Annotated in this window: 14 protein-coding genes; 8 read left to right on the top strand and 6 right to left on the bottom strand. The window is 67.9% G+C overall.

The window, feature by feature from the left end:
• Positions 1-27: 27 nt before the first annotated feature.
• Genes ACTJKY_RS12710 through mtaB form a run of 4 tightly spaced genes read right to left on the bottom strand, consistent with a single transcriptional unit; the run spans position 28 to position 4,537 of the window.
• A complete protein-coding gene (locus tag ACTJKY_RS12710) occupies positions 28-1,785 on the bottom strand; it encodes a chloride channel protein (protein ID WP_440846520.1) in 1,758 nt (585 codons plus the stop codon).
• 7 nt (positions 1,786-1,792) lie between these two features.
• Positions 1,793-2,416, bottom strand: coding sequence for a septation protein A (locus tag ACTJKY_RS12715; protein WP_121076593.1), 624 nt, complete (start codon positions 2,414-2,416; stop codon positions 1,793-1,795).
• Positions 2,409-3,344: a signal recognition particle-docking protein FtsY gene (gene ftsY, locus ACTJKY_RS12720; protein ID WP_440846521.1), complete on the bottom strand. Its 936-nt coding sequence runs from the start codon at positions 3,342-3,344 to the stop codon at positions 2,409-2,411. The genes ACTJKY_RS12715 and ftsY overlap by 8 nt, the downstream gene beginning before the upstream one ends.
• A complete protein-coding gene (mtaB, locus tag ACTJKY_RS12725; RefSeq protein ID WP_440846522.1) occupies positions 3,341-4,537 on the bottom strand; it encodes a tRNA (N(6)-L-threonylcarbamoyladenosine(37)-C(2))-methylthiotransferase MtaB in 1,197 nt (398 codons plus the stop codon). Before mtaB ends, ftsY begins: the two co-directional genes overlap by 4 nt.
• Before the next feature lie 29 nt (positions 4,538-4,566).
• On the opposite strand from mtaB, the gene ACTJKY_RS12730 reads away from it, so the two are divergent.
• Positions 4,567-5,145 carry a DUF924 family protein gene (locus ACTJKY_RS12730; RefSeq protein WP_440846523.1) on the top strand — a complete coding sequence of 193 codons (579 nt, stop codon included), beginning with the start codon at positions 4,567-4,569 and terminating at the stop codon, positions 5,143-5,145.
• Here ACTJKY_RS12730 and ACTJKY_RS12735 read toward each other — a convergent pair.
• On the bottom strand, positions 5,120-6,724 hold the full coding sequence (locus ACTJKY_RS12735; RefSeq protein WP_440846524.1) for a putative bifunctional diguanylate cyclase/phosphodiesterase: 1,605 nt from the start codon (positions 6,722-6,724) through the stop codon (positions 5,120-5,122). The genes ACTJKY_RS12730 and ACTJKY_RS12735 overlap by 26 nt on opposite strands.
• Positions 6,725-6,960: 236 nt before the next feature.
• Here ACTJKY_RS12735 and ffh point away from each other — a divergent pair, with 236 nt between their 5' ends.
• Genes ffh through rimM form a run of 3 tightly spaced genes read left to right on the top strand, consistent with a single transcriptional unit; the run spans position 6,961 to position 9,441 of the window.
• Complete coding sequence (ffh, locus tag ACTJKY_RS12740) at positions 6,961-8,442, top strand: signal recognition particle protein (RefSeq protein WP_440846525.1); 1,482 nt, start codon at positions 6,961-6,963, stop codon at positions 8,440-8,442.
• 48 nt (positions 8,443-8,490) lie between these two features.
• A complete protein-coding gene (gene rpsP, locus ACTJKY_RS12745; protein WP_440846526.1) occupies positions 8,491-8,877 on the top strand; it encodes a 30S ribosomal protein S16 in 387 nt (128 codons plus the stop codon).
• Positions 8,878-8,937: 60 nt separating this feature from the next.
• Positions 8,938-9,441: a ribosome maturation factor RimM gene (gene rimM, locus ACTJKY_RS12750; RefSeq protein WP_440846527.1), complete on the top strand. Its 504-nt coding sequence runs from the start codon at positions 8,938-8,940 to the stop codon at positions 9,439-9,441.
• A 60-nt stretch (positions 9,442-9,501) separates the two neighbouring features.
• On the opposite strand, the gene ACTJKY_RS12755 is transcribed toward rimM, so the two are convergent.
• Positions 9,502-10,404 (bottom strand): NAD(P)/FAD-dependent oxidoreductase, encoded by a 903-nt coding sequence (locus ACTJKY_RS12755; RefSeq protein WP_440846528.1) that lies wholly within the window; start codon positions 10,402-10,404, stop codon positions 9,502-9,504.
• Between the two features lie 56 nt (positions 10,405-10,460).
• Here ACTJKY_RS12755 and ACTJKY_RS12760 point away from each other — a divergent pair, with 56 nt between their 5' ends.
• The 4 genes from ACTJKY_RS12760 to trmD are packed head-to-tail and all read left to right on the top strand — an operon-like array spanning position 10,461 to position 12,264.
• The gene (locus ACTJKY_RS12760; RefSeq protein WP_440846529.1) at positions 10,461-10,829 is read left to right on the top strand and encodes a PIN domain-containing protein; all 369 of its coding nucleotides are present in this window, start codon (positions 10,461-10,463) and stop codon (positions 10,827-10,829) included.
• A gap of 55 nt (positions 10,830-10,884) precedes the next feature.
• On the top strand, positions 10,885-11,157 hold the full coding sequence (locus ACTJKY_RS12765; RefSeq protein WP_440846530.1) for an AbrB/MazE/SpoVT family DNA-binding domain-containing protein: 273 nt from the start codon (positions 10,885-10,887) through the stop codon (positions 11,155-11,157).
• Positions 11,150-11,533 carry a type II toxin-antitoxin system VapC family toxin gene (locus ACTJKY_RS12770; protein WP_440846531.1) on the top strand — a complete coding sequence of 128 codons (384 nt, stop codon included), beginning with the start codon at positions 11,150-11,152 and terminating at the stop codon, positions 11,531-11,533. The genes ACTJKY_RS12765 and ACTJKY_RS12770 overlap by 8 nt, the downstream gene beginning before the upstream one ends.
• On the top strand, positions 11,530-12,264 hold the full coding sequence (gene trmD, locus ACTJKY_RS12775) for a tRNA (guanosine(37)-N1)-methyltransferase TrmD (RefSeq protein ID WP_440846532.1): 735 nt from the start codon (positions 11,530-11,532) through the stop codon (positions 12,262-12,264). Before ACTJKY_RS12770 ends, trmD begins: the two co-directional genes overlap by 4 nt.
• The last annotated feature ends 1 nt before the right edge of the window (position 12,265 follow it).

Below are 12,265 nucleotides of genomic sequence, written 5' to 3' on the forward strand. Positions count from 1 at the left end.
CCTCCGCCCGGTGATCGGGCGGGGGGATCAACTTTCCCCGTACAAATCGCGCTGGGCCTTCTCCAGCTCCTCGGCATAGCGCCGCCGCGCATGGCTCTCGGTAATGAGCCCCAGCACCTCGCCATCGGGTGCCAGCACCGCCAGATCGTCCGCCACGCTCGCGTCGAAGGCTTCCAGCACCTCCGCGATCGTCATGTCCGGCGACAGCGCGCGATCGACGAACTTCGCCATGCTGCCGACGCGATCCGCCTGATCGGCGGACGGGCTCCACACCGCGGCGGTTTCGGCAATGCCGGCATAATGGTGCCTGGCGTCGAGCAGCACGACGCGCTTCGTCGAGCCTAGCGGGAAGCGCGCGCGGAACGTCGCGACGTCGCTGTTCGCTGCGATCGTCGCCACATCGCGCCGCATCATACGGGCTGCGGTGAGGCCGCGGACCCAACCCACGTCCCGCCCGCTGCGCAGCGTTTCGCCGCGCAGGTGCAGCCGCCAAGTGGAGAAGCTGTAGCCGAACATCTCGCGCACGATCGTGCTGGCGATCAGCGTCGCGGCGATGGTGACGCCGGTAATGCTGAAGTCGTGGGTGACCTCCAGCACCAGCAGCGACATCGTCATGGGGCCGCCGACCACCGCCACTGCGAGCGCCGCCATGCCGACCACCGCGGCGTCGTCGGGCGCGAGATGGTGGAGCCCGGGGATCTCGGCCAGCGTGAGCTGATAAAAGCGCCCGATCAGCGCGCCAAGGAACAGCGACGCGAAGAACAGGCCGCCGCGAAACCCGAAGCCGAGCGAGACGGCCGAGCCCAGCAGCTTGAGCAGGATCACCAGCCCCAGCGACGCGATCGTCGCCTGTGCGGCGAGGTTGATGTCCAGCGCGCCATGCCCGCTCGACAGCACCTGGGGGGAGAGCAGCGCGAGCGGGATCATCAGCACGCCGCCGATCAGCGGCGCCCAGGCAGGCCGGATCGGGCTGCGGCGTACGCCCGCTTCCACCAGCGCCACCAGCCGCATCAGCGCGATGCCGAAGCCGGCGCAGAGCACGCCGAGCACCGCGTAGAGGAGATAGTCCGCGGTGCCGATCGCATGCGCCCCGCCTGCGCTGATCACATAGGGGTGGATGCCGAGCGTGCGAGCGATGGTCGCGGCGGTGAGCGAGGCAAGCACCACCGGTGCGACGATCGCGGGCGTATAGGCGCCCAGCACGATCTCGAAGGCGTAGAAGGCGCCGGTGAGCGGCGCCCCGAACGCCGCGCCCAAGCCTGCACCCGCGCCGGCCGCCATCAGCGTGCGCAAGTCCGCGCGGCGCAGTTTCAGCCGTTGGCCGAGCAGCGAGGCGAGCCCGCCGCCCGCTTGCGCATAGGCCGCTTCCAGCCCCACCGAGGCGCCGAAGCCGTTGGAGAGCAATGTCTGGCCCACCACCGTGGCCGTATCGCGCGCGGGGATGCGCCCGCCATGCAGTGCGTTGGCCTCGACCACGTCGACCGTCTTGCGGCGGCGGAGCAACCACAGCGTGATCCCGAGCAGCGCGCCGCCCACGGGCAGGGCGAGCAGCCGCAGCGGCGCGATATGGCTCGCTGCGCTCAGATGCTCGCCGACTGCCAACCCGAACAGCACCCGCTGCATGCCGCGTGCGCTCTGGCCGATGGCGATGGCGGCAAGGCTCGCCGCCGCGCCGACGCCGATCGCCAGCAGCAGGAACAGCAGCGTGTTCGAGCGGATCTGCCGGCGCAGTCCGTTCGCCGCGCGCACCGCGTGAAAGGTGGCCGGGTGGCGCGGCAGGAACATGGCGGGATCAGCCTTCCGGCGGGACGGGCGCGTCCTCGGGCTTTTCCAGCTGCAGGCCATGGCGCAGCAGCATCGGGATATTGGCGATGGCGAACACAAGGGTCAGCGGGATCACCACCCAGGTCTTGAACGTCACCCAGCGATCCCAGTCGAGCATGTGGCGCATGACTTCGTTGAGCACGGCCATCGCGACGAAGAAGACGGTCCAGTTGATCGTGAGCAGCCGCCAGCCCTTGGCGCTCAGCCCCGGATAGGCGGACTCCAGCATCGTCTGGAGCAGCGGCTTGTTGGTGATCAGGCCATAGCCGAGGATCACCGCGAACATCGCATAGACGATGGTCGGCTTGACCTGGATGAAGGTCTGGTCGTGATAGTAGAGCGTCAGCCCGCCGAACACGAGCACCAGCACGCCGGTGATCCACAGCATCGGCGAGACGTGGCGGGTCTTCCACCAGGAGACGGCGATCGCCGCCGCCATCGCGATCATGAAGGCCAGCGTCGCGGTGAAGATGCGCTGGAGCTGGACGCCGGGGGCGAGGCTGTTGACCGCGAAGAACACGATCAGCGGGCCGTAATCGAGCGCCATGCGCAGGCCGGCAGAGGCCTTGGGGCGGGCGGCTGCATCAGCCATGGGTCAGCTCCTCCACGCCGGCGATGATGCGGGCGACCTCGACCGGATCGAAGCCGCGCAGATCGTCGACCTTCTCGCCGACGCCGATCGCGTGGATGGGCAGGCCGTATTTCTCGGCCGCCGCGACCAGCACGCCGCCGCGCGCGGTGCCGTCGAGCTTGGTCATGACGAGGCCGGTGACGCCCGCCACTTCCTTGAACACCTCGATCTGGTTCAGCGCGTTCTGGCCGGTGGTGGCATCCAGCACCAGCACCACGTCGTGCGGCGCGGCCGGATTGAGGCGGCCGAGCACCCGGCGGACCTTAGCGAGCTCGTCCATCAGCTCACGCTTGTTCTGCAGGCGGCCGGCGGTGTCGACGATCAGCACGTCGGTGCCGATCTCGGTCGCGCGCTTCACCGCTTCGAAGACGATGCCGGCGGCGTCACCGCCCTCGGCGCCCGATACGATCGGGACGCCGATCCGATCGGCCCAAGTCTTGAGCTGACCGATCGCGGCGGCGCGGAAGGTGTCGCCCGCCGCGACCATCACGCTATAATCCTGCTCGAGCAGCTGGTTGGCGAGCTTGGCGATCGTCGTCGTCTTGCCCGATCCGTTGACGCCGATGACCAGGATCACCTGTGGGCGCGGGAACGCCTCGATCTCGAGCGGCTTGGCGACCGGCTCGAGCACCTTGGCGACTTCCTCGGCGACGATCACGCGGATGCCGAGTTCCTCCAGGTTGCGCTCGAACTGCCCCTGGGCAAGCCGCGCGCGCACCTTGGCGGCGGTGGCGGGGCCGAGGTCCGAGGCGATCAGCGCCTCCTCGATCTCGTCCAGCGTCGCCTCGTCCAGCCGGGCGAGCGACAGGCCGGCGAGGTTGCCGAGCAGCCGGTCCGACGTCTTGCGAAAGCCGCCGAGCAGCTTTTCATGCCAGCCGGGCCCGCTCATGCGACCAGCTTTCCGTCTTCGACGCGTGCAATCGTCACGTTCACCGTTTCTCCAGTCTGCCGGGGGGCGGTCAGCCGCACCTCGGCGAAATTCTCTGCATGGCCGCGGTCGCCCGGGCGCTCGACCAGCACCTGCTGGCGGCTGCCGACCAGGGTCTCCAGCCAGCGCGCCCGCTGCTCGGCCGCCGCCGCGCGCAGCCGGGCGGCGCGATCGCGGATCGTGGCGGGCGCCACCTGCGGCATGCGCGCGGCGGGCGTGCCGGCGCGCGGGCTATAGGGGAAGATATGCGCATGCACCACGCCGCAATCGGCGATCAGGGCGCGGGTGTTTTCGAACATTGTCTCGTCTTCGGTCGGAAAGCCGGCGATCAGGTCCGCGCCGATGGCGATTTCGGGGCGTGCGGCGCGCAGGCGCTCGGCCAGGGCCACCGATTGCGCGCGGCTGTGGCGGCGCTTCATCCGCTTGAGGATCATGTCGTCGCCCGCCTGGAGCGACAGATGGACGTGCGGCATCACGCGCGGCTCCTGGGTGAGCAGCGCGAACAGCCGATCGTCGACTTCGATCCCGTCGAGAGACGAAAGCCGAAGCCGCTGCAGCCTGGGCACGTGGCGGAGGATGCGCTCGACCAGCGAGCCCAGTGCGGGCGTGCCGGGCAGGTCATGGCCATAGCTGGTGAGGTCGACGCCGGTCAGCACCACTTCGCCATGCGCCTCGGCGAGCATCGCGATCCGATCGATCACCGCGCCTGCGGGCACCGAGCGGCTGTTGCCGCGGCCGAAGGGGATGGCGCAGAAGGTGCAGCGATGGTCGCAGCCATTCTGCACCTCCACAAAGGCGCGGGCATGGGTGGAGAAGCTGGCTGCGAGGTGCGGCGCGGTCTCGCGCACGGCGAGGATGTCCTGCACCTGTACCCTGGCCTCAGACGCCCAGGCCTCGGGCAGCAGCTTCTCGGCATTGCCGATCACCCGGTCCACCTCGGGCATCGCCGCAAAGGCTTGCGGATCGATCTGCGCCGCGCAGCCGGTGACGACCAGTTCCGCATCGGGCCGCTCGCGGCGCGCGCGGCGGATCGCCTGGCGGGTCTGCTTCACCGCTTCGTTGGTCACCGCGCAGCTGTTCACCACGATCGCATCCTGCCCAGAGAGCATCGCACGGATCGACTCGCCTTCGGCTAGGTTCAGCCGGCAACCCATGTTAAGGATGAGAGGCGAGGAGAGGGGCATTGGCCAGCGATCTAAGGACGCCGACCGCAGAAGTCCAACACCGGGCGGGCCAAGTGCTGGCCTTCTGGTTCGACGCGCTGCTGCCCGAACAATGGTTTCTGAAGTCCGACGGGGTGGATCGCGAGATCGCCGATCTGTTCGGCGACCTGCGCGACCGGGTGCTGGCCAGCGACGCGGCGGGCTGGGACGAAGATCCCGAAACGCTGCTCGCGGCCGTTATCCTGCTCGACCAATTCTCGCGCAACATCCATCGCGGGCAGGCGGAGGCGTTTGCCGGCGATCTGCTCGCCCAGCGTCTCGCCAGGCTCGCCGTGACGCGAAGCTGGGATGAGCGCATGTCCAAGGAACGGCGCCAGTTCCTCTACATGCCCTTCGAGCATGCCGAGGATGCCGAGCTCCAGGCGCTGAGCCTGCGCTGCTTCGCGAGCCTGGAGGATGACGAACTGCTCGGCTATGCCCGCGATCATGCCGAGGTCTTCCACCGCTTCGGCCGTTTCCCGGGCCGGAACGAGGCGCTGGGGCGCATCTCCACCCCCGACGAGCTCGATTATCTCAGCCGGCCTGGAGCTGGCTGGTAGCATCGCCGCCCTCCAGCCGCGGGCCGGGCTGGAGAATCAGCCGCCGCTCGGCGAGCAGGCGCCGCGCGCCTGCGATCGACAGCGGCTTGCCGTACAGCCAGCCCTGCGCCTTGGCGCAGCCGATAGCGCGCAGCCGCTCCTCGATCGCTGCATTTTCCACGCCCTCGGCTGTAATCGGCAGGTTGAGGCTCTCGCCCAGCCGCAGGATGGTGTGGACGATCGCGGCGGAGTCCGCGCTCTGGTTGAGCGAGAGGATGAAGCTCTTGTCGATCTTGATCCGATCGAAGGGCAGCGCGCGGAGATGGGCCAGCGACGAATAGCCCGTCCCGAAATCGTCGAGCGCCAGCCGCACGCCCTGGTTCTTGAGGCTGCCGACAATCGACTGGGCGAGTGCCAGATTGTCGAACAGCGCACTTTCGGTGATCTCCACTTCCAGCCGGTGGGCGGGGAAGCCGGTCTCGGTCAGCACCTTGATGATCTTCTGCGCGAGCCACGCATCGCGCAGCTGCACCGGCGAGATGTTGACGGAGAGGCTGAGCCCCGGATCCCAGTCACGCGCGGCGTGGAAAGCCTGGCGCATGATCGACAGCGACAGCTCGCCGATCAGGCTGGCATCCTCGGCGACGGGAATGAACCGGTCGGGCGGGATCATGCCGTGGGTCGGATGCTCCCAGCGGGCCAGCACCTCGAAACCGTGCAGCCGACCGCTGGCCAGATCGACCTGCTGCTCGAAATAGGGGATGATCTCCTCGCGCGGGATCGCGACGCGCAACCCGCTTTCTAGGGCGCTACGCACCTGCAGCGCGCGCTCCATCGCCGGATCGAACCAGGCGAAGCGGTTTCTGCCCGCCTTTTGCGCCTGGTGCATCGCGATGTCCGCCGTGCGCAGCAGTGCGTCGATGCTTGGGCAGTCGAAGTCGGAGCGGGCAATCCCCAGCGAGCAGCTGATGTGCAGCACATGGCCCTCTACCTCGAACGGCTCTGCCATACGGGTGACGATCCTCTCGGCGATCCGCTCGACGATGTCGGGCTCGCGGGGGTCGAAGGCGAAGGCACAGGCGAACTCGTCGACGCCCAGCCGCCCCGCCTGCGCCATTTGCGGCAGCACCCGGGCGACTTCCTGCGCCACGACGCGGATCAGCGCGTCGCCCACCGCGTGGCCGTGCAGATCGTTGATCGCCTTGAACCGATCGAGGTCGAACACCAGCATCGCCACCGCCTGGCTGCGACGATACGCGCGGGCAAACATCGCGGCGCCTTCCTCGGTCAGGCTGTTGCGGTGGAGGAAGCCGGTCAGCGCATCGCGGCTGGCGACGCTTTGTACGCGCTCGCCCGTTGTGCGCCGGGTCGCGCGGGTGACAAGGCGTCGGCCGCAGAGGAGGATGAGCACGAGGTTCACCGCCTGGGCGCCGAGCAACCAGCCGCTCGGCACTATCTGTTCGATATGGTCGAACGCCAGGCCGGCACAAATCGCAAGTGCGAGCAGCGCCGAGGCGACGCACAGCGCGTTGAAGATCGCCGCGGTTCGATCCTTTCGCGCGTTCTGCCGCTTCTCTTGCTGTTGCTGTTGCCGCGTCATCGACGCACTACGCCCCTCGTACTAACGAAGCGGCGTTTTCCCATGCGAGGCGTGTAGATCGGGTTAAATCCCTAGAGGTTGCTTTCCGCCACCACAGCGGCTAAGGGGGCCTACCGTTCCTCCGTGGACGCGAGACATTTGCCACCCCAAGGGGTGACGCCGGCCGACGAGGTTTCGTCCGCCGGCGTGTTTTGCGTTTGGCGGGACATGGACTGATTTGGAGTGATCTGGGCATCATGTTCGAAAGTTTGAGCGATCGGCTGGGCGGCGTCTTCGAGCGCCTGCGCGGACGTGGCGCGCTCAGCGAGGCCGATGTCCGGACCGCGATGCGCGAAGTACGCGTGGCGCTGTTGGAAGCGGACGTCGCGCTGCCCGTCGCCCGCGAATTCGTCGACAAGGTAACCGAGCAGGCCGTCGGCCAGCAGGTGCTGCGGTCGGTCACGCCGGGTCAGCAGGTCGTCAAGATCGTCCATGACGCGCTGGTCGACATGCTCGGCGCCGATACGGCCGAGCTGCACATCGACGTTACGCCGCCTGCCGTCGTCATGCTCGTCGGCCTGCAGGGCTCGGGCAAGACGACGACCACCGCCAAGCTTGCCAAGCTGCTGAAGAAGCAGGGCAAGAAGGTGATGATGGCGTCGCTGGACGTCAATCGTCCAGCCGCGCAGGAGCAGCTGGCGGTTCTCGGCACGCAGACCGAAGTGGCGACGCTGCCGATCGTCACCGGCCAGCAGCCGGTCGAGATCGCCCGCCGTGCGCTCCAGTCGGCGAAGCTCCAGGGCTTCGACGTGGTGATGCTCGACACCGCCGGCCGTCTCCACGTCGACCAGGCGCTGATGGACGAGATGAAGGCCGTGGCCGACATCTCGCAGCCCCAGGAAATCCTGCTCGTCGTTGACTCGCTCACCGGCCAGGACGCGGTCAACGTCGCCAGCAACTTCTCGGCGCAGGTGCCGCTGACCGGCGTGATCCTCACCCGGATGGACGGCGATGCGCGCGGTGGTGCGGCGCTGTCGATGCGCGCGGTCACCGGCCAGCCGATCAAGTTCGCCGGCATGGGCGAGAAGCTCGACCAGATCGAGCCTTTCCATCCGAAGCGCGTTGCCGGCCGAATCCTCGGCATGGGCGACGTGGTCAGCCTGGTCGAGCGCGCCGCGGCGTCGATCGAGCAGGAAGACGCCGAGCGCATGGCGAACCGGCTCGCCAAGGGCCAGTTCGACATGAACGACCTGCGCGCGCAGCTGAACCAGATGCGCAAGATGGGCGGCATCGGCGCGCTGGCGGGGATGATCCCCGGCATGAAGAAGGCGCAGGCCGCGGTCGACCAGGTCGGCGGCGACAAGGTGCTGATCCGCATGGACGCGATCATCGGTTCGATGACGCCCAAGGAGCGCGCCAAGCCCGAACTGCTCAACGCCAAGCGCAAGATCCGCATCGCCAAGGGCAGCGGCCTGACCGTGCAGGACGTCAACAAGCTCATCAAGATGCATCAGGAGATGCAGACCGCGATGAAGCGCCTGAAGAAGATGGGCGGCTTGAAGGGCATGCTGGGCATGCTCGCCAAGGGTGGCCCGGGCGGCGGCATGGGCGGCATCGGCAATGCCCTGGGCGGCGCCGAGATGGGCGAGATGATGGACAAGGTGGGCGCCGGCCTGCCGGGTCTGCCGGGCGGCGCCAAGCTGCCGCCGGGATTCGAGAATTTGCTGAAGAAAAAGTAACTTAACCCGATTTGTTTCAATCGTATCTCTAGAAGGAAGTGAAGTAGAATGGCTCTCTCCATGCGTCTGTCGCGCGGCGGCTCCAAGAAGCGCCCGTACTACCGGATCGTCGTTGCTGACGCCCGTGCGCCCCGCGACGGCAAGTTCATCGAGAAGATCGGCACCTACAACCCGCTGCTCGCCAAGGATTCGCCCGAGCGCGTGAAGCTCGACAACGAGCGCGCCACCTACTGGCTGGGCGTCGGCGCGCAGCCGACCGATCGCGTCCTCCGCTTCCTCGACGCCGCCGGCGTGAAGGAGCGTGCGGCGCGCAGCAACCCGAACAAGGCGGTTCCGGGCGAGAAGGCCAAGGAGCGCGCCGAGGAGCGTGCGGAGAAGGCCAAGGCAGCAGCCGAAGCCGCTGCCGCCCCGGCCGAAGAGGCTGCCGAGGCCTGAGGCTGAACGTCCCTCCCGCCTGGTGCGGGAGGGATGCCTTGTGCGTCGCAGATCTCCATCATGGCAGAACCTTCCGCTCCCTCGACCCGCGGCGACCGCCCGGTGACGCTTGCCGCCGTGATCGGTGCGCATGGCATCGCCGGCGAGGTGCGGCTGAAGGTCTTCGCCGAAGATCTGGCGGCGCATACAAGCTTTAACGGCGGCACGCTCACGCTCAAGTCGGTGCGCGGGGGATCCAATGGTGTGATCGCTCGCTTCGCCGAAGTGGCGGACCGCAACGCCGCCGAGGCACTGCGCGGCACCGAACTGACGGTGCCGCGTGCTGCCCTCCCGCCGCTGGGTGAGGGCGAATATTACCATATCGACCTGGTCGACCTGCCCGTGCTGGGTGAGGATGGGGCAGCGATCGGCCGTGTCGTCGCGATCGACGATTATGGCGCGGGCGACGTGATCGAGATCGAGCGCCCCGACGGAAAGCGCTTCATGGTGCCGATGCGGCCCGAGGCGGTGCCGAGCTGGGATGCGGAAAAGCTCGTCGTCGCGGACGCTTTCCTGGAAGCCTGACGACCGTCGCTAGCGGCGGGTGCGGCTATCCTGGGCTGCGGGTGGGCGGTGGTCGGGTGGTCAACGCCAGAGCGGGGCTTCCGCATTCAACATATTACGGATCGTCGTCGCCGCCACTCCGGCCTCGCCCATGGCGTGGCTGATCTGGTCGAGCCCCTTAGCGACGTCACCGGCGGCGAACAGGCTGGGGAGCGACGTGCGCTGGTGATCGTCCACCTCCAGGCAGCCGCTTGAATCTGCGCGCGCGCCTGCGCCAACCGCCAGCTCGGAGCGGATGCGCGAGCCGAGGGCGGGGTAGAGGCTGTCGAAGCGCAGCCGGCCCGCCGGCACCGTCAGGTGGATCCGGTCGTTCTCGAGTGCCCAGTCGGTGGCCGGGCCATCGACGCGCGCGACGCCCGCGGCCTCAAGCTGCGCGATCTGGTCCGGCGGCAGATCGTGGGCATCGGGGGCGATCAGCGTCACGTCCTGGGTGAAGCTGCGGATGAACAGCGCCTCGCGCGCGCCATGCTCGCCGGTTCCGTACACGGCGACGCGCTTGTCGGTGACCTCATAGCCGTCACACACCGGGCAGTAGCGGATCTGGCCCTTTGCCAGCGCCGCGTCGTGGAGGTCGTCGGGCATCGGCGGGCGGTGATTGATGACGCCGGTTGCCAGCAGCACCGATCGGGCACGCACTTCGCGTTCGCCGATCTGCGCGGCAAATCCGCCTTCGATCGGCTGGAGGCTGGTCACCTTCGCTGCCTCGCGCACCGTGCCGTATTTCTCGGCCTGGGCGCGCATTGCGGCGAGCAGGTCGAGACCCGAAATGCCTTCCGGATAGCCCGCATGGTTGTGCGTGCAGGGGATCAGCGCGGCGCGGCTGGATCCGCAATCGAACAGGCGGATCTTCAGATGGTAGCGGCTGAGATAGATGGCCGCGGTGAGGCCTGCAGGGCCGCCGCCGATGATGATGCAATCGTCCATCGCGCGCCAGCGCGCGGGGCCGCGACAGGTTCCCCCATCCGTTGTAGGGCCGGCATATGGCCGCGCCCGATTATCTGCTCGACACTTGCGTCTGCATCCGCCTGTTGCGCGGCGGCGGGGCACCGATCGCGCGGCGAATCGCATCGGCCGCGCCGGAAGTCATTGCGATTTCCGCGATCAGCCTGGCCGAACTGATGGAGGGCGTTGGGCAGGGCAGTGCCGCTCTGGACGCGCTGCTCGAACAGGTTCCGGTGCTGGGCTTCGATGCTATGGCTGCGCGCGCGTTTCCTGCGGCACGTGCCGCGCGCGGTCGCCATGACCGGCTGATTGCGGCGCACGCGCTCGCGTTGGGGGCAACGCTGGTCACGCATAACGGCCGCGATTTCCGCGCCGTGCCAGGCTTGCGGATTGAAGACTGGTTCTGAGTGCGTTGCGCTTCGGCACGAATGTATATACATCCCGTATATACGGAGGCGATGCATGGGCGAGGAATATCGCGCCAAGATCTTCAAGTCGGGCAATTCGCTGGCGCTGCGCCTGCCCAAGGCGCTGGGGCTGAAGGAAGGTGCCGAGGTCGTGCTGCGCGAGGAGCGGCGCGGCTTCTCGGTCGAGCCGGTGGACGGCGAGGAAAAAATAGACCTGAGCGGCATCGCCGGCGCGCTGCCCTGGCTGAAGCCGATCCCGCCGGAGGATCGCGAGATCGAGGAACGCGCGCTCGATTGGGAAGGGCGCAGGCTGCGGCGCGATGGCTGAACCTCGCTTCCTGCTCGACACGAACATCTGTATCTATGTCCTGAACGAAGCCCATGGCGCGGCGGCGCGGGCGGTGGAGGCGCAGGCCAAAGGCAGCGTGGTGAGTTCCACCATCGTGCTCGCGGAAGTGCTGCGCGGGGTGCCTGACGACGATGCGGCCGGACGACAGGTCGTCGAGCGGTTCTTCCGCCTCGTCGAGCCGCTCCCATTCGACGCTGCCGCAGCCGATGCCTATGCTCGCCTGCCGTTCCGCCGTGCCCGCCTCGACCGGCTGATCGCGGCGCAGGCGCTGGCCGCCGGCCTGACGCTGATCACCAACAACGAACGGGATTTCGCCGACATCCCCGACCTCAGAATCGAGAACTGGACGCTGTGACCTTCGCTGCCACCATCCTGACGCTGTACCCCGAGATGTTCCCGGGGCCGCTGGGCATATCGCTTGCCGGACGCGGCCTGCGTGAGGGCCTGTGGTCGCTGGAGGCGGTGCAGATCCGCGACTTCGCTACCGACAAGCACCGCTCCGTGGACGACACCCCGGCGGGGGGTGGAGCGGGGATGGTGCTGCGCGCCGACGTTCTCGCCGCCGCGATCGACAGTGTGGCTCGGGACGGCCGGCCGCTGCTGGCGATGACGCCGCGTGGCCGAACCCTGACCCAGGATCGCGTGCGCGACCTTGCAGCCGGCCCCGGTGCCATCGTGCTCTGCGGCCGTTTCGAGGGGTTCGACGAGCGCATCTTCGAGGCGCGCGAGATTGAGGAAGTCTCGATCGGGGATTACATCCTCTCCGGCGGCGAAATGGCCGCGCTGACGCTGCTCGATGCTTGCATTCGGCTCGTTCCCGGCGTAATGGGCGCCGCTTCTAGCGGTATGGACGAGAGCTTCGAAACGGGGCTGCTCGAATATCCGCAATATACCCGACCTGTCGAATGGGAAGGGCGCACGATCCCCGAAGTGCTGCGATCGGGGGATCATGCGAGGATCGAAGCCTGGCGACGCGCCACGGCAGAGACCGATACACGGCTAAGGAGGCCGGATCTTTGGGAACGCCATGAGGGCGTTCGGGTCCAGTCTCCCTCTGGCGCGCGGCGAAAACATGGGACTGACTGAG

The sequence above is a fragment of the Sphingomonas sp. 22176 genome, assembly GCF_052045505.1.
GTDB lineage: Bacteria > Pseudomonadota > Alphaproteobacteria > Sphingomonadales > Sphingomonadaceae > Sphingomonas.

Bases quoted from the DNA above. Each gene is read 5' to 3' on its own strand.
- ACTJKY_RS12710 (WP_440846520.1), bottom strand. From the start codon at position 1,785: ATGTTCCTGCCGCGCCACCCGGCCACCTTTCACGCGGTGCGCGCGGCG.
- ACTJKY_RS12715 (WP_121076593.1), bottom strand. From the start codon at position 2,416: ATGGCTGATGCAGCCGCCCGCCCCAAGGCCTCTGCCGGCCTGCGCATG.
- ftsY (WP_440846521.1), bottom strand. From the start codon at position 3,344: ATGAGCGGGCCCGGCTGGCATGAAAAGCTGCTCGGCGGCTTTCGCAAG.
- mtaB (WP_440846522.1), bottom strand. From the start codon at position 4,537: ATGGGTTGCCGGCTGAACCTAGCCGAAGGCGAGTCGATCCGTGCGATG.
- ACTJKY_RS12735 (WP_440846524.1), bottom strand. From the start codon at position 6,724: ATGACGCGGCAACAGCAACAGCAAGAGAAGCGGCAGAACGCGCGAAAG.
- ffh (WP_440846525.1), top strand. From the start codon at position 6,961: ATGTTCGAAAGTTTGAGCGATCGGCTGGGCGGCGTCTTCGAGCGCCTG.
- rpsP (WP_440846526.1), top strand. From the start codon at position 8,491: ATGGCTCTCTCCATGCGTCTGTCGCGCGGCGGCTCCAAGAAGCGCCCG.
- rimM (WP_440846527.1), top strand. From the start codon at position 8,938: ATGGCAGAACCTTCCGCTCCCTCGACCCGCGGCGACCGCCCGGTGACG.
- ACTJKY_RS12755 (WP_440846528.1), bottom strand. From the start codon at position 10,404: ATGGACGATTGCATCATCATCGGCGGCGGCCCTGCAGGCCTCACCGCG.
- ACTJKY_RS12760 (WP_440846529.1), top strand. From the start codon at position 10,461: ATGGCCGCGCCCGATTATCTGCTCGACACTTGCGTCTGCATCCGCCTG.
- ACTJKY_RS12765 (WP_440846530.1), top strand. From the start codon at position 10,885: ATGGGCGAGGAATATCGCGCCAAGATCTTCAAGTCGGGCAATTCGCTG.
- ACTJKY_RS12770 (WP_440846531.1), top strand. From the start codon at position 11,150: ATGGCTGAACCTCGCTTCCTGCTCGACACGAACATCTGTATCTATGTC.